The following is a 24,691-nucleotide window of genomic DNA, read 5'->3' on the forward strand; positions in this document are numbered from 1 at the left end:
CGCTCGCATGAGCCCTTGCGGGAACCGCATTACGGTACGCGCAGCCGTTCCTACACTCCGTTCACGCAATGAAAGCCGAGCCGCAACATTCGGCCGGCGTCATGCGAAAGGCCACGGATTCGGTGTTCTCCGATTCCGGCAAGAGACCTCACTGGACGGAGCACCATGAAAAAGAATCGCCTTACCGCAACCATCCTGGCAGGCATGCTGCTGGGCATCGCCGTCGGCTATGCGTGCCACAAGCTCGCACCTGACGCCAATGCCGCCAAAGCCATCGCCGGCTATTTCTCCATCATCACGGACATCTTCCTGCGGCTGATCAAGATGATCATCGCGCCGCTGGTGTTCGCGACGCTGGTCTCGGGCCTGGCCGGCATGGACGGCACGCAGGCGGTGCGCCGCATCGGTTTGCGCTCCGTCGCGTGGTTTATTTGCGCGTCGCTCATCTCGTTGGCGCTCGGGCTGGTGCTGGCCAACGTGCTGCAGCCGGGCGCGGGGCTGAACATGACGCCCAATGCCGCCGATGTTGCCACCGGCCTGAACACCGCCGGCCTGAACTTCAAGGACTTCATCACCCACGCATTCCCCACCAGCGTGCTGGATGCCATGGCACGCAACGACATCCTGCAGATCCTGGTGTTCTCGGTGTTCTTTGGCGTGGTGCTGGGTGTGCTCAAGGGTGACGAGCGTGTCTTGCCGCTGTCGCGCGCCATCGACGCCCTGGTGCCGGCCATGCTCAAGCTGACCGACTACGTCATGGCGCTGGCACCGATCGGCGTGTTCGGTGCGATTGCCTCGGCCATTACGTTGCACGGGCTGGATGTGCTGACGACGTACGGCAAGCTGGTCGGCAGCTTCTACCTGGGGCTCGCGCTGCTGCTCGCCATCCTCATCGGCATCGGCCACCTCTTCCTCGGGCGCCAGACGTGGGCGTTGCTCAAGGCCATTCGCGAGCCCGCCATGCTGGCGTTCTCCACGGCCAGCAGTGAAGCGGCCTACCCGCGCCTGACGGAAAAGCTCGAGGCCTTCGGCGTCGACAAGAAGGTCGTGGGTTTCACCCTGCCGCTGGGCTATGCGTTCAACCTCGATGGGTCGATGATGTACCAGGCATTTGCGGCACTCTTCATCGCACAGGCGTTCGGGGTGGAGATGCCGTTGTCGCAGCAGATCCTGATGCTGCTCGTGCTGATGATCAGCAGCAAGGGCATGGCAGGCGTGGCGCGTGGCTCGGTGGTGGTGGTGGCAGCGGTGGCGCCAATGTTCCATCTGCCGCCCTCGGGCGTGGTGCTGATTTTGGCCATCGACCAGATCCTGGACATGGGCCGCACTGCCACCAACGTGGTCGGCAACAGCATCGCCACCACGGCCATCGCGAAGTGGGAAACACGCCGGGCCGCGCGCGAGCAGGCACAAGGTTTCAGTGACCTCACTAGCGTTCCCGGTATTTCAGGCGAAGTGAAATGACAACACCGCATCCCCGTCGCTCGCTGGGCGTGATCGGCGGGCTCGGCGCGCTGGCCAGCGCAGACGTGTTCTTCAAGCTGATTCAGTCCACGCCGGCCAGCACCGATGCCGAGCACCTCGACATCGTGTTCGAGCAGCATCCGTTTTCTCAGGCGGGCCAGACCACGGCAGCCACCACGGAGCGCAAGCTCTACATCTTCGATCTGATCCGCGATTTCCAGCGGCGCGGCATCGGAGAGGTGGTGCTGCCCTGCTTCCTGAGCCACACGTTCATCGATGAGCTGACCGCCAATTCACCGCTGCCGATCATCGACATGATGGCGGGACTGCGCAGCCACGTGCGGCGCAAGTTTCCGGCTGCGCGCCGCATCGGCGTACTGGCCTCGGACACCACGCGCAACAAGCGTTTGTTCGAGCGCCACTTCAACGCACCGGAGTTCGACATCGTCCACCCGCGCGTGGACGACATCGACCGCGTGACCGAAGCGGTGTATGCCCCCGACGGCATCAAGAGCGGCAACCTGCGCGGGCGCCCCATCACGCTCCTGCGTGAAGCCTGCGCCGATCTTGTTGACCAGTGTGTCGACCTGATCCTGCCGGGGCTGACCGAGATCGCCCTGGTTCTCAACGAGCTTGGGCCCCTTGGCGTGCCTATCGTCGATTCGAACTTGGCCTACGCGCAATACGTGGTGTCGTGGCAGCACGATGCGCCCGGCAAGCTCTTCAAGGTGGGGGTGGTGGGGGGCGTGGGGCCCGCCGCCACGGTCGACTTCATGCAGAAGATCGTGCGCAACACGCCTGCCATGCGCGATCAGGACCACATCAAGCTGCTGGTCGAACAGAACCCGCAGATTCCTGACCGCACTGAAAACCTCATCGGCGAAGGCCCGGACCCGACCATCTCGCTGTACGCCACGTGCCGCAAGCTGGAGGCCGGCGACGCCGACATCATTGCCATCCCGTGCAACACGGCGCATGCGTACGTCGAGCGTGTGCAGCCGTATCTCGGCATCCCGATCGTCAACATGCTGACCGTGACGGCTGAGCAGATTCGCAGCACGTTTCCCGACCTGCGCAAGGTCGGCCTGCTGGCAACCTCCGGGACGGTGGCCAGCGGTGTGTACCGCAAGGCGCTGGAAGCGGCAGGCCTCGAACAGGTGGTGCCCAGCGCCGAGCGGCAAGCCGGCGTGATGAACGCCATCTACGGCCCGCAGGGCGTGAAGGCGGGCTTTACCACAGGCGCCTGCATTGACGATCTGATGGCCGCCATCGACGAACTGGCCGCAGGCGGCGTCGAGGTGGTGATCCTCGGCTGCACAGAACTGCCACTGCTGCTGCCGCAAGCCACTGTCAACACATCGGAAGGCCGTGCCGTCACGCTGATCGACCCGACCGATGTCCTGGCGCGGCATTGCGTTGCGCGCGCCCTCGCCCACCCAGTTCCATTGCATTCCAACGCTTCACTGCAAACGACATGACCCACCGTATCGAACACGACCTGCTTGGCGACCGCGAGATCCCCAGCGATGCCTACTACGGCGTTCACACGCTGCGCGCACTGGAGAACTTTCCGATTACCGGAACGCCCATCTCCGCCTATCCGCAGTTGCTCAATGCACTGGCCAGCGTGAAAGCTGCCGCAGCGCTTGCCAACCACGAGCTGGGGCTGCTGGACAGCCTGCATGCCAACGCCATCGTCCATGCATGCGAGCGTGTGCGTGCGGGCGAAGCGCACGCGCATTTCGTCGTCGACGTCATTCAGGGCGGCGCGGGCACATCCACCAACATGAACGCCAACGAGGTCATCGCCAACCTGGCGCTGGAGTTGCTTGGCCACGCGCGCGGCGACTACCAGCATCTGCACCCGAACGAGCACGTCAACCTCAGCCAGAGCACGAACGATGTCTTCCCGACCGCCCTGCGGATTGCAGCGTATGAAGGCGTGCTGACCCTGATCGATGCCATGGGCGTGTTGCGCAAGGCATTCGAGCGCAAGGCCGAGGCGTTTCGTGGCGTGCTCAAGATGGGCCGCACGCAGCTCCAGGACGCCGTGCCGATGACGCTCGGCCAGGAGTTCAGCACCTATGCTGTCATGCTGGGCGAAGACCAGGAGCGCCTGGCCGAAGCCGCCGCACTGATGCGCGAGATCAACCTCGGCGCCACGGCCATCGGCACCGGCATCAACACGCACCCGGGTTATGCGGCGGCGGTGTGTCGACACCTGGCGCAGATCACGGGCATCCCGCTGGTGACGTCGCACAACCTGGTGGAGGCCACGCAAGATGTAGGCGCGTTCGTTCAGCTTTCCGGCGTGCTCAAGCGGACGGCGGTCAAGCTATCGAAGACCTGCAACGACCTGCGGCTGCTCTCCAGCGGCCCGCGCGCAGGGCTGGGCGAAATCAACCTGCCGCCCATGCAGGCGGGGTCGAGCATCATGCCCGGCAAGGTGAATCCGGTGATTCCGGAAGTCGTCAATCAGATCGCATTCGAGGTCATCGGCAATGACCTGACCATCACCTTTGCCGCCGAAGCGGGGCAACTTCAGCTCAATGCCTTCGAGCCCATCATCGCGCACAGCCTGTTCAAGAGCGTCTCGCACCTGCGCAACGGGTGCCTGACGCTGGCGGAAAAGTGCGTCGACGGCATTACCGCCAACGAGGCGCACCTGCGCGCCAATGTCGAGCATTCGATCGGCATCGTCACCGCGCTCAACCCGCACATCGGCTATGCGAATGCGACAGCGATCGCGCAGGAGGCGCTCGTCAGCGGCACCAGCGTGTATCAGCTCGTGCTGGACAAGCGCCTGCTCAGCCGCGAGGCGCTGGACGAGATTCTGCAGCCGGACATGCTGGCCCAGCCGCGCGCGTTGACGGCGGCCCGGGCCATCTGACCAAACGGAGGCCGCAGAGCCGAAAGGGGATCGGTCAACCGAAGCCGTAGAGCTTCACCGGATTGGCAACAAAGATCATCTGCTGCCAATCCGCACGTCCGATCCATGCGGCAATCGTATCCACCAGAGCGGCATCGTCGGGCTTGTGCATCTTCTCGGTCGGATGTGGCCAGTCAGTGCCCCAGAGCATCCGCTCGGGCGCCATGTTGATGAATGCCTTGGCGACGGGCTCTACGTCGGCATAGGCCGGTGCACCGGTCTTGGTATCGACGTATGGGCCGGACAGCGTGATCCACGTGTTTCCCTTGTCGACCAGGCGTTGCGCTGTGCGCATCGCGTCGGACTGCATGCCTCCTGGCTGCGGCACATGGGCAATGTGGTCGATGACAAGCGGACATGGCAGCGCAAGCAGATGCGACTCGAGCGCGGGCAGCTTCGCGCCTTGCACGACAAGCTCGATATGCCACCCAAGTGCGCCGATGCGTGACGCCAGCGGGGCAAGCATGTCGACTGTGGTGGCGCCCGGATAGCTCAGGTTGAAGCGGATGGCTCGCACACCTGCTGCGTGCATCTGCGCAAGCTGGGCATCCGTCACAGAGGTATCGACTACCGCGACACCGCGCGCATTTGGCCCGAAACGCTTCAGCGCATCCAGTGTGCAGCGGTTGTCCGTTCCGTACGTCGACGGCGTGACGACCACGTTGCGCTGCACGCCCAAACGCGCCTGCACCTTGCGGTACTGCTCGATGCTTGCGTTGGGCGGTCGTAGCGTGCTGCCCGGGGCACTGGGGAAACGGTCATCGTAGATGTGCATATGGCAATCCACTGCGCCGGCCGGCAGCTTGAACGTCGGCGGGGCGCTACCGGTGGACCACAACTCTTCCGCTTCGGTAAGCGTCGGAGCAGCGGGCGCCACGGCGCCCAGCCCCGCGATCTGCAGGAATTGCCTTCTGTTGAGGGCGCGCATGGTCAGGCCGCCTCCGCCTTGTTCAGCACCTGCGCTTCGGGCTTCGCGCGACTCAGCAGCAGCAACGTCGTCACGCTCACCAGCGTCAGCAGCGCCAACGGCATCAGCGCCAGTGCATAGCTGCCGGTGGCCTGCTTGACCCAGCCGTACACGTTCACCATCAGGCCGCCGCCGATGAGGTTGGCAATCGCATTGATGGTGGCGAGCCCCGCAGCGGCTGCACTGTTCGAGAGCATGCCGGAGGCCAGCGCCCAGAACGGCCCCTTGAACGAATAGGCCCCCACCAGCACCGCGCACAGCATCACCATGGTCGGCACGAGCGACCCGCTGAGCGACGTGCCGAACAGGCCGAGGCCGATCAGCAGCATGGGAATGGCGGTGTGCCAGCGGCGCTCCTTGAGGCGGTCCGAGCGGCGGCCCCAGAACACCATCAGCACCGAAGCCACTGCATACGGCACAGAGTTCAGCAGCCCCGTCTGCATGACGGTCAAGCCAAACGATTTGAGAAGCTGCGGCTGCCACACCGACAGCGTGCTGCCGGCGGCCGACGCACACACGTCCACCAGCGCGAGGCACAGCACGTAGCGATTACAGAACAGCTTGGCCAGCGGCATCTGCGCAACCTTCTTGGGCCCACGCGCTTCACCAGCCAGCGTGTTCGTGAGCCACTGGCGCTCGTCACTCGACAGCCACTTGGCTTCTTCGGGCCGATCGGTCAGCAGGCGCAGGCACGCGATGCCGAGGAGCACCGTGGGAATGCCTTCGAGGATGAACAGCCAATGCCAACCGCGCAGGCCGGCTAACCCATCCATCTGCAGCAGCGCAGCGGAGATGGGCGAGCCGATGAAGCTCGCTGCCGGAATCGCGACCATGAACGTCGCCACGATGCGGGCACGGTGCGTTGCCGGAATCCAATACGACAGATACAGCAGCACGCCGGGAAAGAACCCGGCCTCCGCCGCGCCCAGCAGGAAGCGCAGCGCATAGAACGATGCCGGGCCTTGCACCAGTGCCGTCGCGGCCGAGATCAGCCCCCACGTGATCATGATCCGCGCAATCCAGATGCGCGCGCCGTAGCGTTGCAGCGCAAGATTGCTCGGCACCTCGAAGAAGAAGTACGACACGAAGAAGAGGCTGCTGCCAAACCCGAACACGCGGGCCGTCAGCCCGAGGTCATGATTCATCTGCAGCGAGGCCATGCCCACGTTGCCGCGGTCGATGAAGGCCAGCAGGTAGCAGAGCATGAGAAATGGCACGAGCCGCCAGACCACCTTGCTCAGGGTCTGCTTTTCAAGATCAGTTACATCAGTGATGCCAGCTTGTTGCATACAGGTCTCCGGATGCCAATGGGCGCTCTCTACGGGCCCTCTGAGGCGAAATCAGTGCTGGAAGAACGACAGGGGATCACCCAAGCGTCTTGCCGCGGGTTTCGGGGGCAAGAAGAACGACAATCGCAGCGGCCGTAAACGCCACGATCGTGGTAGACAACCCGAGGACAAAGCCTCCCGATGTCGAAGCGAGCGCACCAATCAACAGCGGCGCAATGAAACCACCGAGTCGTCCGCCGTTGTAGGCCAGCCCCATGAGGAACCCTCGCGAGGTCGTGTTCCCGATGATCTCTGCCAGAAACGGGCCCGATCCGGCAAAGATGCCGTTCACACCAAATCCGGTCAGGAAAATCGCCACCATCAACAGCAACGGATTCGACGACAGAATATAGACACCCACGGCTGCGGCCCCCACGAGCAGGTAGGCAATGAACATCGGTCGGCGGCCCACCCGGTCCACCAGTGCGGAAAACAGCAAGAAGCCTGCGATGGCACCGAACTGCAGCGCGAGCACGAACTTCAGGCTGTGCACGAAATCCAGATGCTTGACGGTGATCAGGAAGGTCGGTGTCCAGGTAAAGACACCCCAGTACAGGTACTGCAGAAAGAAGATGAAGAAAAACGCCGTCAACAACCCGCGAACGTTCAGGCTTGCTGGAGTTGTGTGCGCCCGACTTGCCCGGGTTGCGGTAAGCGCCGTCTTGCCTTGACGTTCAAGCCAGATCGGCGACTCGGGCGTGCGACGGGCCACCCAGTACAGGATAAAGAATGGCAGCGCTCCAATGAGAAAGAGCACGCGCCATCCATTGCCGGCCAAACCATCATTCAGGTTACTGACCAGCCCCGCCGCGCTGATTGCAATGATTGCGCCGATGGGCAGGCCCATCTGCATCAATGCCCCACCCTTGCCACGGCGGCTCGCGTGCCACGTCTCGGCGATCAGGGCAGCGCCGGCGGTCCACATCCCGCCCATTCCCAAGGCTCCACATAGACGCAAAGCCGCAAACCAGTGCTCGTTCGGCGCGGCGGCGAGCAAGCCAGAGAACAGCGAATAGATGCCGATGCAGAGCATCGCGGTCCGAACCCTTCCGATACGGTCAGACACGTAACCGAAGAAGATGCCACCGATGATCTGCCCAGCCGCCGTGATGCTGGTAAAGAGGCCCAGTTGCGTCTTGCTCAGGCCAAACTGCAGCGCCAGCGTCGGCAACAGCAACGAGAGAAGAAAAGAGTCATAGCTCTCGAACGTCCAGCCCAGCCCAGCCAATGACAGCGAACGCCACTCCGCGCCGGTAATCCGCCGCGCATTCTCTGACTGGCGGCTTGCCATGTTCTCCGCCTGTGCATCGGCACTGACAACCTTCATGTTTTGTCTCCTGGTACGTGTAATCCGTACGTCAATGCAGCCGTACGACTGAACAGCGCGGCCCGCTCGTCAGGCGACGCTGCTCCGGCCAATCGCTTGAAGGCATTCCAAAGCACCGCGTAGCTGAACATCCCCTTGTCGACCGGAAAGTTGCTTTCGAACATGCACCGGTCTGCGCCGAAGAGTTCGACACAAGTCTCGAAGTACGGCCTCCACGCGGCTGCGAGCATCTCCGATGCGGGGGCTTGTTCATGAGACGCAAAATCGAAGCCGAACACGGTCATGCCCGCACCGCCGAGTTTCATCCGCGTGTTGGGCAGACTTGCCAGCCGGGTCAGTGCCTTGCGCCAGTCTTGAAATACAGCGGCGGATTGCCCAGCGTACGGGCCGACGCCAATCGGCCCACCAAAGTGGTCGATGACGATCGTGACCCCTGGCATCGCACTCGCCAGCTCGAACAACGCGTCGAGCTGTGTGTGATAGACCCAGGCATCGAGCGACAGGTTGTAGCGTTCCAGCGCTCTGACACCTTCCCGGAACGGCCTGCTGAACATCAGGTCCGGCGGCGGGGTTACCGGGCTGGAGCGCACCGCATCGCTTTCGTGCCATGCAAGCGGATTGCGAATGCCGCGCAATCGCCCACCAGAGACTTCAAGCATGGCTTCCAGCACAGGGATAACGTCTCGTCCCAATGAGAGATCCGCTCCTCCAACGATTGCCTCACAACCGCGTGCTGGCCCATAGGCGTCGCTGGCAAACATGGCAGCAACCCCGTTGGCAAACTCGACCTCACCCACCGGCCGCATGGCGACAGGACCGTCGCTCCGCAGCATCGACCTGCACTGCACATAGACCGTCGAAATGACCCGATGGCCGCAGCTCACGTCTTGCTGCAGTTCTTCGGTCAGATAGCGGCCGGTCTGCCGATCCCACAGATGGTGATGCGCATCGATGATCGGCAGCTCAGGCAGCAGAACCGCTTCCTGACGGGTGGCGAGCCACGCTTGCCTGATAGGCAGATGCGGCGCATGGACGATTTGCACGGGCTTTCTCGATGAGGATGAAGTCAACCGGGCTGGAGGCGTTGCGTCAGCGGATCGCGTCGGCTTCACCGGCATCGGCGCCCGGGTCGCCCAGCCAGGCAATCGACAGCGCTCCGATGAGCAACACAGCCGACACCGCCAGCAGCGGCGCAGTAAAGCCATGCGAGAACTGCTTGATGGCACCGACCATCGACGGACCGACAAAGCCGCCGAGGTTGCCCACGGAAACGATCAGCGCCAGGCCGCCCGCGGCCGCACGGCCCGTAAGGAACGTGGACGGAATCGCCCAGAACGTGGCCTGGAACGCCAGGATGCCGCTCACGGTCAGGCACAGCGCCAGCAGCTTGAGCGCCGGTGCATCCACGGCTGTGCTGGCCGCCAGCGCTGCCGCTGCAACCACCAGCGCACCCGCCACATACGGGATGCGGTTCTGCGCCCGGTTTGCCACACGCGCCCACCAAAGCATGGCCACCGCACCCACGGCATATGGAATGGCCGTCAGCCACCCGACCACGGTGTGCTCGACGCCAAACTGCTTGATGATCTGCGGCATCCAGAGGCCCACGCCGATGGAGCCGACAATGCCGCAGAAGTTGATGAACGCCAGCACGAAGACGCGCCAATTGGTCATGGCTCCGCGCAGGGTCGCGCCGTGCTTGCTGGCGATGTCGCGTTGCTCCAGCGCCAGGCGGCGCGCAAGGACGGCCTTCTCATCGTCGGTAAGCCATGTCGCCTTCTCCGGCCGATCCGCCAGCACGAACAGGCACGCGATACCGAGCAGCACCGCCGGCAGCCCTTCGATCAGCAGCAACCATTGCCAGCTGCGCAGTCCATGCAGGCCACCGAGTTCGAGCAGCGCGCCGGAAATGGGGGAGCCGATCATGTTCGCCACCGGAATGCCGACCAGGAAGGCAGCCGTCACTTTGGCGCGCCACTTCCCCGGAAACCAATGCGTGAAGTACAGGTAGATGCCCGGCGTGAAGCCCGCTTCGGCAAGACCCAGCAGAAAGCGCGCCGCCGCAAAACTCTTGGGCCCGACCACAAACGCCGTAGCCATCGAGAAGATGCCCCACGTGATCATGATCCGCGCGATCCAGATGCGCGCCCCCACCTTCTGCATGATGAGGTTGCTCGGGATCTCGAACAGAAAATACCCGATGAAGAACAGCCCCGCCCCGAACCCGAACTGCTCGGCCGTCAGGCCAATGTCCTTGTTCATGGTGAGTGCGGCAAAGCCCACGTTGGTGCGATCGAGATAGCTGATCACATAGCAGGCAAAGATGAACGGCAGGATGCGGCGGAATGCCTTGGCCAGCGTGCGTTCGCTCGCCTGGTAGTCCGCATCGGGCAGCGTGGCGGCGGCGCGCACATCCGCGCCATGCGCTGGCGTGGTGGCACTCAAGGTCTGGGACATTTGCATGGTCTCCTCCATCGCGCTTCTATGAGCGCTAGGGGTTGTGTATCGATGATCTGTGGCTAGGGCGTGGCTTTTGTCTGCTGTGCCCGATGCGGCTGCGGGCCGGCGATGTCCATCTCGGTCTTGAGCACCGTGCCGGACACCGATTCGGTCATGAACAGCGTCTTCATTTCAGGGCCACCGAAGCACAGGTTCGTAAGCGATGCACCTTCGGGACTGGTCACGATCACGTCTGGCTCCGCGCGGTGGTTCAGCACCCATGCGCGGCCGAGTCCGGGGTTGGCCACGAACAGCCGCCCCGCCGTGTCGATCGTCAAACCATCCGGGCCGCTCGGGCCGTACGACGTGAAGAACTGTCCGACCTTGCTGACGGAGCCATCGGCCTGTAACGGCACACGCCACACGCAGTTGCCGCGCGTCATGGCGACGTACAGCACCTTCTCGTCGGGCGACAGCACAAGCCCGTTGGGACTGGGGCAATTGCCGAGCAGCATGTCGAGCCTGCCTTCGGGCGAGAGCCGATAGACGCGCCCTGTCGGGTCTTGCAGCCCAGTCTGTCCCTGGTCGGTGAAGTACAGGTTGCCGTGCGAGTCGAACGTCAGGTCATTCACGCCCTTGAAGCGCTCCGAGTTGCGGCGCTCCAGATACGGCGTGACTTCGCCGCGCTTGATGTCGAGCAGCATCAGCCCGTTGCGGTAGTCGGTGATGAGCAGGTGCGCATCGTCGACGAACTTCATGCCGTTGGGCTCGCCGTCGTATTCGGTCACCAGTTCCCAATCGCCTGCCATTGAGATGCGGAAGACGCGGCCGTGCGGGATATCCGTCACGTACAGATGACTGTGACCGCGGCCGTCCGGACACCACACCGGTCCTTCGAGAAAGGAATCGGTGGCTTGCCCGCCGCGGTTGACGCGTGCCCATTCCGTCTGGACATCGGGCTTGCGAAACTTGGCTGGCATGCGCGTGAAGACTTCGGCTTCACGCACCACGGGTGGCGAGAGCAGGAACATGGACATCACGCCGCCGTGCGGGCACGTTCCTCGATCACTTCGAGCACATTGGCCGCCGCGCCTTTGCCCATGTTCACGTAGGCCGCGTCGCTCACGCCGCCGATGTGCGGCGACAGGATGATGTTCGCAACGCCCTGGAACGGATGCGGCGTGGTCATCGGCTCCACGTCAAAACTGTCGAGCCCTGCTGCACGGAGTTGGCCACTGGCCAGCGCTTCCACCAGCGCTGGTTCGTCGATGAGGCCGCCGCGCGCCGTGTTGACCAGAATCGCACCGGGCTTGAAGCAGTTGAACGCGTCACGGTTCAGCATCTTGCGGTTCTCGGCCGTCAACGGGCAGTGCAGCGACACCACATCGGACTGTGCGTACAACTCGCCCAGGCTCACCAGCTTGACGCCTGCGGGCGCCTCCTTGGCGTACGGGTCGAATGCGACAACGTGCATACCGAACGCCAGCCCGATCGCGGCGGCCCGGCGCCCGATCGCGCCCAAGCCGACCAAGCCAAGCGTGCGGCCATCCAGCTCGACCGACTTGTGCGTCGCTTTATCCCAATGCCCGGCATGCATGCGCGCGTCGAGATGCGGGACAGACTTCGCACACGCCAGGATCAGTGCCCACGCATGCTCGGCCACGGCGGCGGCATTGGCCCCCACTGCTGCACGCACCGCGATGCCACGCGCCGCGGCGGCGTCCTGATCGATGACGTCGATACCACTGCCATGCTTGGAGATCACCTGCAGGTTACCGGCCGCGGCATCCATGATGCGGGCGTTGATCTTGCCGTAGCGCACGATGATCGCCACCGGCTTGTGCCGCGCGCAGAGCGCGACGATGTCGTCTTCGGTGGGTTGCTTGCCGGCAAACACGACTTCGAAATCGCCCAGCATCTCCAATGCTTGGGGTGCCAGGTCAGCCGCCGTGACGAGCAGGACAGGCTTGGTTGCAGTCGTGCTCATTACAGTGCCTCACCTTCAGCCAGCATGCCCGCGGCGCGCAGTTCTTTCTCGAGCCAGCCCGGGCGCGTATCGCCCTTGCGGATCGCCGCAATGCGGGCCGCTTCTGCGTCCACCTTTTTCTGTGCGAGCACGAGAATGCGCTCAACGTCGGCACGCGGGATCACGACCACGCCATCTGCATCGCCCACCACCAGGTCACCCGGATGCACCGTCGCGCCGGCGGCGGATACGGGCAGATTTACGCGCCCAGCCACGCTCTTGGTCGGCCCGCACGGGTTCAAGCCGGCAGAAAAGATCGGGAACGTGCCGTGCGCCAGTTCGTGCGAATCGCGCACCGCCCCATCGATGACAAACCCAGCGATGCCGGTTGCCTGCGCCTGCGTGGCCATGATTTCGCCGATCAGCGCGCAACTCTGGTCACCCTTGCCGTCGACCACGATCACATCGCCGGGCTTGGCGACCGCCAGCGCGGCATGGATGGCGAGGTTGTCGCCCGGGCGGACTTCGACCGTTACGGCCGGCCCGGCCACCTTCATGGTCGGCGCGAGCGGTTTGACGCGACAGTTCAAGGTGCCGCGGCGGCCGGCAACGTCGGCCAGGATGGCGGCCTGAAAACGGGCAGCCGCCTCGACCAGCGCGGGCGAAACGCGCTCGATATCGCGAACGATGGCGGAAGTGTTGTGCGAAAGGGTACTCATAAAAACCTGCCTCAGACTATGATGTTTTACTGTGTAAAACTGTGGTGTACTCAGTGAAATCACTATAGCCACCGCAGGCGGGTCGATCCACTAGCGTTTACCCTTCCGCCAGATACAACGGCGTTGTACATAGTACAATCGTGCCATTCGGAGTTCGGGGATTCGGAAATGGGAAATGACGGCGTTGCCGCAGTAGAAAAGGCGTTGGCCTTGCTGGATTGCTTCAAGCCGGGGGCGGAAGCGCTGTCACTCGCGACCTTGGCGCAAGCGTCGGGCATGCACAAGACCACGGTGTATCGGCTGATGAACTCACTGGAGCGCATGAGCTATGTCATCCGCTCCGAGTCCGGCGCGTACTCGCTCGGGCCGCGCCTGCTGTATCTCGGCAAGCTGTACGAGCAGTCGTTCCACTTGTCGTCCGTGGTGGAGCCGGTACTGCACGCCCTGGCGGCGGCCACGCGAGAGAGCGCATCGTACTACGTCATCGATCACGGCCGGCGGCTTTGCCTGTTCCGCGCCGAGCCCTCGGAAGGCCTGCGCGAGACCCGTCTGCCTGGCACGTCGCTGCCACTGGACGACACGGCCATCAGCCACGTGCTGCGTTATTGGGGGCTGGGTGAAGCGTTGTATGACGGCGTGCCCGAATTACCGCTGTTCACCTCCGGCGCGCGCGATCAGCACACGGCGGCGTTTGCCACGCCCATCTTCGGTTCCGGCGACAAGTTCATGGCTGCGCTGACGCTGTCGGGCGCAGCCTCCCGGCTGGAAGCGGCGCGCACCGCTGGGGATGTCGTCGCCAAGCAGTTGCAGGCGGCGTCCGAGCTGTCGCGCAAGCTCGGCGCAAGTGCGGCGTTGTGCGAACGCTTCTACGGTGTTTGATGTGAAGGCGCTGCCTCGGTAGGACGCTTTGCATGGCCAATGCGCTGCGCATGATAGATGCCGGTGTGGCCTGAGAAGAGATAGCTCACCACACACGCGATGCCGGCAAACGTGCCGACTTCAGGGCCGAAGAGCTCCATCGCCATCAAGGTCGACGCGATGGGCGTATTGGCGGCACCCGCAAACACCGCAACGAACCCAAGGCCGGCCAGCAGCGGAAACGGCAGCGGCAGCACATAACCCAACGCATTGCCCAACGTGGCACCGATGTAGAACAGCGGCGTGACTTCGCCACCCTTGAAACCCGAGGCCAGCGTCACGATGGTGAAGGCCGCCTTGCCGGCAAAGTCGTAGGCCGGAAGCGGGTTGTGGAACGCATCCACGATGACGGGAATGCCGAGGCCCAGGTATTTGTCTGTACCGAGCGCCAAGGTCGCAGCCACGACCACGCTGCCGCCCAGCACGGGGCGCAGCGGGCCAAACGCAATGTGATGCTTCAACAGGCGGCCAAGCCGATGCGTGAGCGCCGCGAACGTCATTCCCGTCAGACCGAAGATGATGCCGGCCACCACAACCAGGCCAATGGCGATTGGCGTGAGATGCGGCACAAACGGAATCGCATACGGCGTGTGGTGTACGCCCAGCAGCGGCGGCACCAAGTCGCCCACAATGGCCGCGATAAAACACGGCAGGATCGCGTCATAACGCAGACGCCCGATCGCAAGCACCTCCAGCCCGAACACGGCACCAGCCAGCGGCGTGCCGAACACCGATGCGAAACCGGCGCTGATGCCCGCCATCAGCAAGATGCGCCGGTCCGCCGGCGCCAGCGAGAACAAGCGCGTCAGGTAGTCCGCAAAGCTGCCGCCCATCTGGACAGCCGTGCCTTCACGCCCCGCTGAACCACCGAAGATGTGGGTGACGACGGTGCCCAGCAGGATGAGCGGCGCCATACGCTTGGGCACGACCCGCTTGGGGTCGTGGATCTCGTCGATCAGCAGATTGTTGCCGCCTTCCACCGAGCGCCCCGTGTAGTGATAGAGCAACCCAACGGCAAGCCCCGCCACGGGCAGGAACCATAGCAGCCACGGGTGGGCGGTGCGCGTGTTGGTCGCCCAATCGAGCGCCAGCAGCAACACCGCAGAGCCTAAGCCGGCGAGCATGCCGACGAGCGAGCCCAGCGAGAGCCAGCGCAGCAGATACCCGAACATGAGCATCGGCTCGGAGCGTGTAAGCGTTTTGTTCATGATGACCAGATTCGAAGAACTCAAACCTGAGCGACAGAACGTCGTTTGGGCGTGTGCCTACAACTTCCTTCGTTCAGGAACTTGTAGGCATCATCAGCCGGTTTCGTGATCCGCAGACCGGCGGTTAAGGGAGGAATGCCATCTCCACAAGGTTGCGCATTGTGCCTGAAGGCGGTCGCGGTCACAACCGGGCACAATCGCGCGCGCCCCAAAAAAAGGCCGTCCTTGACATCAAATCGGGCTGACTTTTCCGCCTCCGGCGTGCCTCATCATTCCGGTGGCTTGGCGCGCGCTGCCAAGGGTGCGTTGTCCAATTACATTCACCAGTGTGCGCAATTCACCGTGGATTGTTCAATCCGGCTCGATCCGGCATGCTGCATGGATTCGGCAACCGTCCCCCAAGAGACCTCGCACAGGAGACACGCATGACCGCCAGCCTCATCTTCGACGATCGCCCGACCGATGCCGACACGCTGCTCGCGCGGGGTGCCGCCCTTGCCGGTGGGTTGCGCCGCATGGGTGTGCAGGAGGGCGACGTGATCGGGGTGCTGCTGCGCAATGCGCCCGCCTACATCGACGTGATGCACGCCTGCCGCATCGCCGGGTGCTACTTCTGCCCCATCAACTGGCACTTCACGCCGGCCGAGGTGGAATTTCTCGTGCGCGATTCGGGCGCCAAGGTGTTGATCGGCCATCGCGATCTCGTCGATGCAACAGAGCCGCTGCTGCCTGCCCATGTGCAGCTGTTGCGTGTGGACGCCGAAGGCACCGACCGTGCCGACGGCTATGCCAACTGGCTCGCGCTGCAGACGCCATACGACGGGCCGATGGTTTCTCCGCGCGGGCACATGGCCTATACCTCGGGCACCACGGGCCGGCCAAAGGGCGTGGTGCGTCAGGCCGTGCCGCTTGATCAGCTCGATGCGCATCTGCAAAAGGCGCGTGCCGTGGTGGCAGCCACGTTTGGTATCGTGCCCGGCTGCCGTGCGCTGGTGCCGGCGCCGCTGTATCACAGCGCGCCGAGTTTATTCGCGCAGCAAGCCGCGCAGATGGCGGAGCTGCTGGTGGTGAACGCGCGCTTTGATGCGCTGCGCGTGCTCGAGCAGATCGAGCGCTACCGCATCGACACCGTCTACCTCGTGCCCATCATGTACGTGCGCCTGCTCAAGCTGACCGACGAAGAACGCAGCCGCTACGACCTGTCTTCGTTGCGCTTCGTGGCCTCCACCGGCGCACCCTGCGCGCCGGAGATCAAGCGCAAGATGATCGACTGGCTCGGCCCCGTCATCTACGAAACCTATGCGTCGAGCGAGACCGGCATGATCACGGTGATGGACCCGCGCGACGCAGCCACTCGCCCCGGCAGCGCCGGCCGCCCGGTGTGCGACGCGCAGGTGCGCATCCTGCACGACGACGGCACGCCATGCGACACGGGCGAGATCGGCCTGATCTACAGCCGCCAGCCCGCTTACCCAGACTTCACGTATCGCGGCAACGACGAGGCACGTCGCAAGGCCGAGCGCGATGGCCTCGTCACGCTGGGCGACATGGGCTACCTCGATGCCGAGGGCTATCTGTATGTGTGCGACCGCGCGTCGGACATGGTCATCTCGGGCGGCGTGAACATCTACCCGGCCGAGATCGAACATGCGCTGCTGCGCCACCCCGATGTGGTCGACTGCGCTGTCTTTGGCGTGCCGGACGACGAATACGGCGAGCGCCTTGTCGCCGTGGTGCAGACCGAACGCGAAGACCTGCAAGCCGGGCCCGTGATCGAGTGGCTGCGCGGCCAGATTGCGGGCTTCAAGATCCCGCGCCACATCGAATTCACCACAGCCCTGCCGCGCGATGACAACGGCAAGATCGCCAAGCGCCGGCTGCGCGATGCGTGGTGGGGAGACCGGCAGCGGCGCGTTTGATCGCCCGGCTCAACCAAGCCCCGCCAACGGATGCCCCTCTGCCCGCCACGGCGACGTCAGGAAATGCCGCACCCGCTCCGGCCGCACTTGCGGCAGCGTTGCCGGCGCCCAGCCGGGGCGATGATCCTTGTCTACCAGATGCGCGCGCACGCCTTCACAGAAATCGCCGTCCTGGATTCCGCGCGCGACGATGCCCAGCTCCATCTGAAAGCACTCGGCCAGTGACAGCTGCCGACCGCGCAGTAGCGCTTCGCGTGTGACGTGCAGCATCGTCGGCGAGTGTGAAGTCATTGCATCAAGCGTGGCCTGCAGCCATTGGCGCGGCTCGCGGGCCTGCTCGCGCTCCAGGCTCTCGCGCAGCGTGGCGACAATGCGATCGACCGACGAACGCCGATCGAAGTAGCGCAGCACCCACGGTGTCGCCTGTGCAAGCGGCGCGTGCGGCACGACGTTGCACGGCGGCTCGAACACGCGGCGCAGGGCCTGCATGAGGTCGCCGTCGTGCGGCATGCGTTGCAGGCGCTCTTCGAACGAGGCAAGCCATTCCGCAGGCACGCACACATCGGCCAGGTGGCAATGCAGCGCGTCGGCGCCCGTGAGCGTCACGCCCGTCAGCCCGACATATAGCTCAAGCTCGGGGGACATCACGCTCAAGAAGCGCGTGGCGCCCACGTCGGGCAGGAAGCCGATACGCGTCTCGGGCATCGCCATCTTGGTGCGCTCGGTCACGACACGCAGACGTGCGGCCTGCCCCAGGCCCATGCCACCGCCCATGGTGATGCCGTCCATCAGCGCAACGATGGGCTTCGGGAACTGATGCAGCGCGTAGTCGAGCCGGTATTCGTCAACGAAGAATTGCAGCCAGCCGTCGTCGCCGTCCATGCGGCCCTGTTGTGCAAGCTGATAGAGCGTGCGCACATCGCCGCCGGCACAGAAGCCCTTCTGGCCCGCGCCGCGCAGCACCAGCGCGACGATGCCGTCGTCGTGGCGGCATTGCTCCAGCAGCGTCGCCAGCTGACGCACCATGCCGTGGGACAGCGCATTCAAGGCTGCTGGCCGGTTCAAGGTGATGATGGCCACGCGGTTCACCACGCGCATCAATACCTCGGGTTCGGCGGTGCCTGCCTCGGGCAACGTCGCCTGACGTTGGACGGCACTCATTGCAGCGTCTCCGATTCGTGTGCGGCATGCCAGCGCGGCGCGCGCTTCTCCAGAAAGGCGTTCACGCCTTCGCGCTGATCCGGATGGTCAAACAGGTCGACAAAGCGCTCGCGCTCCACGGCCAGCGCCGCGCTGCGCGGCACGCCATTGCGCGCCTGATGGATGAGCTGCTTGCTGAAGGTAACGGCCTGCGGGCTCAACGTGGTCACACGCAGCGCCATGGCGATGGCGGCTTCGCGTGCGGCACCGGTTTCCACGACTTCCTCGACCAGGCCGATGCGCAGGGCGGTCTGCGCATCGACGCGCTCGCCGGTCAGGATCATGCGCTTGGCCCAGCCTTCACCCACGAGCCACGGCAGCGTCTGCGTGCCGCAACCGCAGCAGAGCAGGCCGACGGCCGTCTCGGGCACGGCCAGCTTGGCGTGGGCCTCGGCGATGCGGATGTCACATGCGAGCGCGCACTCCAGGCCGCCGCCCATCGCAAAGCCATTGATGGCCGCGATCACCACCGGCCGCGCATTCTGCAGCGCCTCGAACGCGGCACCGAAGCGCGCAGCGGCCTCGCGGGCCACATCGCGGTCGCCATCGGCAAAGGTGTTGAGATCCGCCCCTGCGCTGAAGAACTTCGGCCCGTCGCCGGTGACGACGATGGCGCGCACGCGCGCGTCGGCGTTCAACCGTTCGACGGTGGCTTGCAGTTGCAGCAGACCTTCCGGCGTGAATGCGTTGGCCGGCGGCCGCTTGAGCGTCAGCACCGCGATGGTGCCGTCATGCAGCGTTTCCAGTTCGATCATCACACCGCTCCGTCTTTCCGATACAGCTTGATGACGGCGGAGAAATCCAGCTTGCCATCGCCCTTGCTGCTCACGGTTTGATAGAGCTGCTGCGCGAGCGCCCCCAGGTAGACCGGTTGATGGACCGACTTTGCCGCATCGCCGGCCAGGCCCAGATCCTTGAGCATCAGGTCGGTGCCGAAGCCGCCTGTGTAGCCGCGCGAAGATGGCGCGGTCTCGATCACGCCCGGAAACGGGTTGTAAGTGTCGGAACTCCAGCAGCGTCCCGTCGACGTGTTGATGATGCCGCCGAGCACCTTCGGGTCGATGCCGAGCGCCTCGCCCAATGACATGGCTTCGGCCACGCCAGCCATGGTGATGCCGAGCACGAGGTTGTTGCAGATCTTCGCGCCCTGCCCGGCGCCGGAGTCACCGCAATGCACGAGGTTCTTGCCCATGGCGGAAAGCACGGGGCGCACCTGTTCGAACGCCGCCGCGCTGCCGCCCACCATGAAGGTCAACGTGCCGGCCGCCGCGCCGCCCGTACCGCCAGAGACTGGAGCATCGACAAAGGTGTTGCCGTGCTCGGCCGCCAGCGCAGCAAACGCCTTCACGCTGGCCGGGTCGATGGTGCTGGAATCGATTATCGGCACGCCCTTCGCGATGCCCGCCAGCACGCCATCTTCCGCCGTCAGCACGTGGCGCACGTGGGCGGCGGCGGGCAGCATGGTGATGACCGTCTCCGCGCCGGTCACAGCGTCCTTGGGGGACGCGGCGGCTACAGCACCGGCTTCCACCAGCGCGCCCACTGCCTGCGCGTTCAGGTCGAATACGCTCAGTGCGTGGCCCGCCTTGAGCAGGTTGCGCGCCATGGGGGCGCCCATGTTGCCCAGGCCGATGAATGCGATTTTCATGACAACGCTCCCGGTGCGATCAGCGCAGGCTGATGGTGGTGTTCACGCCGCCGGCGTCGACCGCGTCGTCAAACCAGCGCGCCGTGACCGTCTTCGTTTGCGTATAGAACTGCACGACCTGCTTGCCGTACGGGCCCAGGTCGCCCAGCTTGGACCCACGCGAGCCGGTAAAGCTGAAGTACGGCACGGGCACCGGAATGGGAATGTTGATGCCCACCTGACCGATGTCGATCTCGCTCTGGAACTTGCGTGCAGCAGCGCCGCTCTGCGTGAACAACCCCACACCGTTGCCGAACGGATTGGCATTGACCAGCGCAATCGCGTCGTCCAGCGTGGGCGCAGTCAGCACCAGCAGCACGGGGCCGAAGATTTCGTTGGTGTAGATGTCCATGTCGGTCTTCACATCGGTGAAGACCGTGGGGCCGATGAAGTTGCCGTCTTCGTAACCGGCCACGCGCACGTCGCGGCCGTCAAGCGCGAGCGTGGCGCCCTGCTGCACGCCGGATTCGATCAAACCGAGAATGCGTTGCTTGGCGGCACGCGAGACAACTGGGCCGACGTCGGTACCCGGCTCCACACCGGCATTCACCTTGAGCGTTTTTGCCTTGGCGATCAGGTCCGGCACCCACTGCTGCGCCGCGCCCACCAGCACGACGACGGAGGTCGCCATGCAGCGTTGCCCCGCCGCGCCAAAGGCCGCGCCCACCAGCGCGTTGATGGCCTGCTCGCGGTTCGCATCGGGCAACACCACGGCATGGTTCTTCGCGCCCATCATCGATTGCACGCGCTTGCCGTGCTCGCTCCCGAGGCGATACACGTGCGTGCCGACCGCGGTGGACCCGACAAACGAAATCGCCTTCACATGTTCGTGCGTGCACAGTGCGTCCACCACATCCTTGCCGCCGTGCACGACGTTCAGCACACCCGGCGGCACACCGGCTTCCAATGCCAGCTCAACGAGTTGCATGGTTGAGAGCGGATCCTGCTCCGAGGGCTTGAGCACGAACGTGTTGCCGCACACGATGGCCATCGGGAACATCCACAGCGGAATCATGGCCGGGAAATTGAACGGCGTGATGCCCGCGCACACGCCAATCGGCTGGCGCAGCGTGTAGGTGTCGACCGCGCCGGCCACGTTCTCCAGGAATTCGCCCTGCTGCAGCGAGCCCACCGAGCACGCGTGCTCCACCACCTCCAGCCCGCGGAAGATGTCGCCTTCGGCATCGGGCAGCGTCTTGCCCTGCTCGGCCGTGAGCGTGCGCGCAATGCGCGGCGAGTGCTCGCGAATCAGCGCCTGGAACTTCAGCATGATGCGCATGCGCGCACCGACCGGCGTGTTCTTCCACGTGGCAAACGCAGCATGTGCGGAGCGGATGGCTGCATCCACTTCGTCCGCCGTGGCAAAGGGCACGCGCGCCAGCACCTCCTGCGTGGCGGGGTTGACGATATCGCGCCATTCCTTCGACTGCGATTCGACAAACTCGCCGCCAATCAGCAGCTTGACGGTGGGCGGGGTGCCATGCTGTGCAGCAGGCTTGGCGGAAGCGAGGGAAGCAACGGCGCTCATGGGTGTCTCCTGGAGAATCGGTGTCGGTTGCGGTGGCGGTAACGGGTTCAATGCGGGATGGGCAAATCAGGCGAAGTCTTCTTCCCAGTACTCGCCGGGCAGGCGAGCCGGTTGAGGCGTGCGTTCCAGTTCGAGCCGGCGCAGTTCAACGCGGCGGATCTTTCCGGAGATGGTCTTGGGCAGCTCGCTGAACTGCAGGCGGCGGATGCGCTTGTAGGGGGCGAGCTTTTCTCGCGAGAAGAGGAACACGGCGCGCGCGAGTTCGGGGCCGGCTTCGTAGCCCTGGCGCACCGTCACGAACGCCTTGGGCACCGACAAACGCAGCGGATCGGAACTTGGCACCACGGCGGCCTCGGCAATGGCCTCGTGCTCGATCAGCACGCTTTCCAGCTCGAACGGGCTCAGGCGATAGTCGGACGATTTGAATACGTCGTCGGTGCGCCCCACGTAGACGAAGTAGCCGTCGTCGCGGCGCATCGCCACGTCGGACGTGTGGTAATAGCCATTGCGCATGGCTTCGCTCGTGGCTTTGGCGTTGTTGGCGTAGCCCTGCATCAGGCCGAGCGGGCGGTGCGAGAGCGGCAGTACGATTTCGCCTTCGCTGGCGGGCTGGTCGTCGTGGTCGACCAGCTCCACGCGGTAGCCCGGCAACGGGCGCCCGACCGAACCCGGCACCACCGGCTGTCCGGGCGTGTTGCCGATCTGGCAGGTGGTCTCGGTCTGGCCGAAGCCGTCGCGAATGGTCACGCCCCAGGCGCTGCGCACGCGCTCGATGATCTCGGGGTTCAGCGGCTCGCCCGCACCGACGATCTCGCGCAGCTTGACGGCGTATTCCGCCAGCGGCTCCTGCACCAGCATGCGCCACACGGTGGGCGGCGCGCACAGCGTGGTCACGTTGAAGCGCACCAGCACGTCCAGCGTGTCCTTCGGCACGAAGCGCGCGTAGTTGTAGACGAACACGCAGGCCTGCGCGTTCCAGGGTGCGAAGAAGCAGCTCCAGGCATGCTTGGCCCAGCCGGGTGAGCTGATGTTCCAGTGGATGTCGCCAGGCTGCAGGCCAATCCAGTACATCGTCGACAGGTGGCCGACCGGATAGCTCTGGTGCGTGTGTTCAACCAGTTTCGGCTTGGACGTGGTGCCCGAGGTGAAATACAGCAGCAGCGGGTCGGTCGCCTTGGTCGGGCCGTCAGGCGTGAACTGCGCGGGCGCGTCGTAGGCTGCTGCCAAGTCGATCCAGCCATCGCGCTGCGCGCCCACGGCGATGCGCTTGACGCTCGCATCAACACTGTCGAACTTGTGCAGCTCCGCTGCGTCGACGACCACGCAGTTCGCGCCCCCGAGTTCCACGCGGTCGCGCACGTCATCCGGGGAAAGCTGCGTGGTGGCCGGCAGCACCACCGCGCCCAGCTTCATTGCCGCGAGCATCACGTCCCACAGTTCAACGCGGTTCGGCAGCATCAGCAGCAGACGATCACCACGCACGATGCCCAGCCCACGCAGGAAGTTCGCCATGCGCGACGAGCGCTCCGACATCTGCGCAAACGAGAGCTTCAACCCGCCGCTTTGCGGGTCATCGACGATCCACAGCGCCGGGTTGTCGTTGCCGCGCGCCATCACATCGAAGTAATCGAGCGCCCAGTTGAACGTGTCCAGCTTCGGCCACGCAAACTCGCGATACGCGCGGTCGTAGTCGGTGCGATGGCGCAGCAGAAAATCGCGCGCTTCCACAAAACCCTGTGCTGCAGATACCACTTCGTTCATCGTCGTCTCCTGGTCGGCGCGTTTGCGCTCTTTCGTATGCGGTCGATGTGTGCGGTGCGTGCTAGACGTGCCGCGCGATCACCATCCGCTGGACTTCGCTGGTGCCTTCGTAGATCTGGGTGATGCGTGCATCGCGGTAGTGGCGCTCGACGGCGTAGTCGGCCAGATAGCCGTAGCCGCCGTGGATCTGGATGGCGTTGGAGCAGATCTCTTCGGCCAGTTCCGATGCGTAGAGCTTGGCCTGCGAGGCCTCCGACAAGCACGGTTTGTCTGCGCTGCGCAGGCGCGCCGCGTGGTGGACGAGCAGGCGCGCCGCATTCAGGCGCGTGGCCATGTCGGCCAGCATGTTGGCGATGGTCTGGTGCTCGCGCAGCGCCTTGCCAAACTGGATGCGTTCATTCGCGTAGTTGCGTGCCGCATCGAACGCGGCGCGCGCAATGCCCACGGCCTGCGCGGCAATGCCGATGCGCCCGCCTTCCAGGTTCGACAGCGCGATCTTCAGGCCCTCGCCACGCTCGCCCAGGAGGTTCTCTTCGGGCACGGCGCAGTCTTCGAGCGTGATCGGGCAGGTGTCCGACGCGCGGATGCCAAGCTTGTGCTCGGGCCGGCCAACGTGAAAGCCTGGCGTGTCGGTCGGCACGATGAAAGCGGAGATACCGCGCTTGCCAGCCTCGGGGTCCGTCACGGCAAACACGATCGCGATGTCCGCCCGCGCGCCGTTGGTGACGAACTGCTTGTTGCCGTTGAGCACCCACTTGCCGTCGCGCAGCACCGCACGCGTGCGCAGGTTGTTGGCCTCCGACCCGGCATGCGGCTCGGTCAGGCAGAACGCGCCAATCGCGCGGCCGGTGGCCAGATCCGGCAGGTAACGCGTCTTCTGCGCCTCGGTGCCGAACTTGAGGATCGGGCCGCAGCCGACCGAGTTGTGCACGCTCATCATCGTGGCGCTGGCGGCGCAGCCGGCGGCCACCTCTTCCAGCGCGAGCGCATAGGCCACGTAGTCGGTATATGAACCACCCCACTCCGCCGGCACAATCATGCCCAGCAGGCCCAGCTCGCCCATCTCGCGCACCACCTCGTCGGGCAGGGCGCCGTCACGGTCCCACTGCGCGGCGTTGGGCGCCAGGCGCTCGGTGGCAAAATCGCGCGCAGCGTCGTGGATCATCCGCTGCTCTTCGGTATAGAAGTCGTCCATCGCTTGGCTCTTGCTTGTTGGCTGACCGGGGCCGCGTGACGCTGCCTGTGCAGGCGCCTTACACTGTGCAGCCCGCGGCGCTTGGGTTCGATGGGGAAAAAGTGTAGGCACGCGGCTGGGCGGCTTCGATGCCCGT

Annotated in this window: 20 protein-coding genes and 1 riboswitch; of the genes, 5 read left to right on the forward strand and 15 right to left on the reverse strand. The window is 64.6% G+C overall.

The window, feature by feature from the left end:
• Positions 1 to 165: 165 nt before the first annotated feature.
• The 3 genes from ACTJK4_RS18355 to aspA are packed head-to-tail and all read left to right on the forward strand — an operon-like array spanning position 166 to position 4,354.
• A complete protein-coding gene (locus ACTJK4_RS18355; protein ID WP_440818607.1) occupies positions 166 to 1,464 on the forward strand; it encodes a dicarboxylate/amino acid:cation symporter in 1,299 nt (432 codons plus the stop codon).
• Positions 1,461 to 2,942, forward strand: a complete 1,482-nt coding sequence (locus ACTJK4_RS18360; protein WP_440818608.1) for an aspartate/glutamate racemase family protein — start codon at positions 1,461 to 1,463, stop codon at positions 2,940 to 2,942. Before ACTJK4_RS18355 ends, ACTJK4_RS18360 begins: the two co-directional genes overlap by 4 nt.
• A complete protein-coding gene (aspA, locus tag ACTJK4_RS18365; protein ID WP_440818609.1) occupies positions 2,939 to 4,354 on the forward strand; it encodes an aspartate ammonia-lyase in 1,416 nt (471 codons plus the stop codon). Before ACTJK4_RS18360 ends, aspA begins: the two co-directional genes overlap by 4 nt.
• A 34-nt stretch (positions 4,355 to 4,388) precedes the next feature.
• Here the strand turns inward: aspA and ACTJK4_RS18370 are convergent, their stop codons facing one another.
• The 8 genes from ACTJK4_RS18370 to ACTJK4_RS18405 form a co-directional block, all read right to left on the reverse strand.
• Positions 4,389 to 5,321 carry an amidohydrolase family protein gene (locus ACTJK4_RS18370; RefSeq protein WP_440818610.1) on the reverse strand — a complete coding sequence of 311 codons (933 nt, stop codon included), beginning with the start codon at positions 5,319 to 5,321 and terminating at the stop codon, positions 4,389 to 4,391.
• Between the two features lie 2 nt (positions 5,322 to 5,323).
• Complete coding sequence (locus tag ACTJK4_RS18375) at positions 5,324 to 6,649, reverse strand: MFS transporter (protein WP_316869554.1); 1,326 nt, start codon at positions 6,647 to 6,649, stop codon at positions 5,324 to 5,326.
• A 76-nt stretch (positions 6,650 to 6,725) separates the two neighbouring features.
• A complete protein-coding gene (locus tag ACTJK4_RS18380; RefSeq protein WP_440818670.1) occupies positions 6,726 to 7,979 on the reverse strand; it encodes an MFS transporter in 1,254 nt (417 codons plus the stop codon).
• Positions 7,980 to 8,011: 32 nt separating this feature from the next.
• Positions 8,012 to 9,058 (reverse strand): amidohydrolase family protein, encoded by a 1,047-nt coding sequence (locus ACTJK4_RS18385; protein ID WP_440818611.1) that lies wholly within the window; start codon positions 9,056 to 9,058, stop codon positions 8,012 to 8,014.
• Between the two features lie 46 nt (positions 9,059 to 9,104).
• Complete coding sequence (locus ACTJK4_RS18390) at positions 9,105 to 10,478, reverse strand: MFS transporter (protein WP_440818612.1); 1,374 nt, start codon at positions 10,476 to 10,478, stop codon at positions 9,105 to 9,107.
• A gap of 56 nt (positions 10,479 to 10,534) precedes the next feature.
• Entirely contained in the window at positions 10,535 to 11,485 is a 951-nt protein-coding gene (locus ACTJK4_RS18395) for an SMP-30/gluconolactonase/LRE family protein (RefSeq protein WP_440818671.1), read from the reverse strand.
• A gap of 5 nt (positions 11,486 to 11,490) precedes the next feature.
• The gene (locus ACTJK4_RS18400) at positions 11,491 to 12,441 is read right to left on the reverse strand and encodes an NAD(P)-dependent oxidoreductase (protein ID WP_343618542.1); all 951 of its coding nucleotides are present in this window, start codon (positions 12,439 to 12,441) and stop codon (positions 11,491 to 11,493) included.
• Positions 12,441 to 13,139, reverse strand: coding sequence for an RraA family protein (locus ACTJK4_RS18405; RefSeq protein WP_260801339.1), 699 nt, complete (start codon positions 13,137 to 13,139; stop codon positions 12,441 to 12,443). Before ACTJK4_RS18405 ends, ACTJK4_RS18400 begins: the two co-directional genes overlap by 1 nt.
• Before the next feature lie 168 nt (positions 13,140 to 13,307).
• On the opposite strand from ACTJK4_RS18405, the gene ACTJK4_RS18410 reads away from it, so the two are divergent.
• On the forward strand, positions 13,308 to 14,018 hold the full coding sequence (locus ACTJK4_RS18410) for an IclR family transcriptional regulator (RefSeq protein ID WP_440818613.1): 711 nt from the start codon (positions 13,308 to 13,310) through the stop codon (positions 14,016 to 14,018).
• Here the strand turns inward: ACTJK4_RS18410 and ACTJK4_RS18415 are convergent.
• Complete coding sequence (locus ACTJK4_RS18415) at positions 14,006 to 15,265, reverse strand: voltage-gated chloride channel family protein (RefSeq protein ID WP_440818614.1); 1,260 nt, start codon at positions 15,263 to 15,265, stop codon at positions 14,006 to 14,008. The two genes, ACTJK4_RS18410 and ACTJK4_RS18415, sit on opposite strands and share 13 nt — an antisense overlap.
• Positions 15,266 to 15,342: 77 nt before the next feature.
• A riboswitch (Fluoride riboswitch) is annotated at positions 15,343 to 15,420 on the reverse strand.
• Positions 15,421 to 15,690: 270 nt separating this feature from the next.
• On the opposite strand from ACTJK4_RS18415, the gene ACTJK4_RS18420 reads away from it, so the two are divergent.
• Positions 15,691 to 17,184 carry an acyl-CoA synthetase gene (locus ACTJK4_RS18420; RefSeq protein ID WP_440818615.1) on the forward strand — a complete coding sequence of 498 codons (1,494 nt, stop codon included), beginning with the start codon at positions 15,691 to 15,693 and terminating at the stop codon, positions 17,182 to 17,184.
• A 9-nt stretch (positions 17,185 to 17,193) separates the two neighbouring features.
• On the opposite strand, the gene ACTJK4_RS18425 is transcribed toward ACTJK4_RS18420, so the two are convergent.
• From ACTJK4_RS18425 to ACTJK4_RS18450, 6 genes are all read right to left on the reverse strand, one after another.
• The gene (locus tag ACTJK4_RS18425; RefSeq protein ID WP_440818616.1) at positions 17,194 to 18,345 is read right to left on the reverse strand and encodes an enoyl-CoA hydratase/isomerase family protein; all 1,152 of its coding nucleotides are present in this window, start codon (positions 18,343 to 18,345) and stop codon (positions 17,194 to 17,196) included.
• Positions 18,342 to 19,139 carry an enoyl-CoA hydratase gene (locus ACTJK4_RS18430; protein ID WP_316657454.1) on the reverse strand — a complete coding sequence of 266 codons (798 nt, stop codon included), beginning with the start codon at positions 19,137 to 19,139 and terminating at the stop codon, positions 18,342 to 18,344. The genes ACTJK4_RS18425 and ACTJK4_RS18430 overlap by 4 nt, the downstream gene beginning before the upstream one ends.
• Complete coding sequence (mmsB, locus tag ACTJK4_RS18435) at positions 19,139 to 20,032, reverse strand: 3-hydroxyisobutyrate dehydrogenase (protein WP_316869543.1); 894 nt, start codon at positions 20,030 to 20,032, stop codon at positions 19,139 to 19,141. Before mmsB ends, ACTJK4_RS18430 begins: the two co-directional genes overlap by 1 nt.
• Before the next feature lie 19 nt (positions 20,033 to 20,051).
• A complete protein-coding gene (locus ACTJK4_RS18440; RefSeq protein ID WP_440818617.1) occupies positions 20,052 to 21,599 on the reverse strand; it encodes a CoA-acylating methylmalonate-semialdehyde dehydrogenase in 1,548 nt (515 codons plus the stop codon).
• Between the two features lie 66 nt (positions 21,600 to 21,665).
• A complete protein-coding gene (locus tag ACTJK4_RS18445) occupies positions 21,666 to 23,360 on the reverse strand; it encodes an AMP-binding protein (protein WP_440818618.1) in 1,695 nt (564 codons plus the stop codon).
• A 61-nt stretch (positions 23,361 to 23,421) separates the two neighbouring features.
• Complete coding sequence (locus tag ACTJK4_RS18450; RefSeq protein WP_440077464.1) at positions 23,422 to 24,555, reverse strand: acyl-CoA dehydrogenase; 1,134 nt, start codon at positions 24,553 to 24,555, stop codon at positions 23,422 to 23,424.
• Positions 24,556 to 24,691 lie beyond the last annotated feature (136 nt).

This window comes from Ralstonia sp. 22111 (genome assembly GCF_052045895.1).
Taxonomy (GTDB): Bacteria; Pseudomonadota; Gammaproteobacteria; order Burkholderiales; family Burkholderiaceae; genus Ralstonia; species Ralstonia wenshanensis.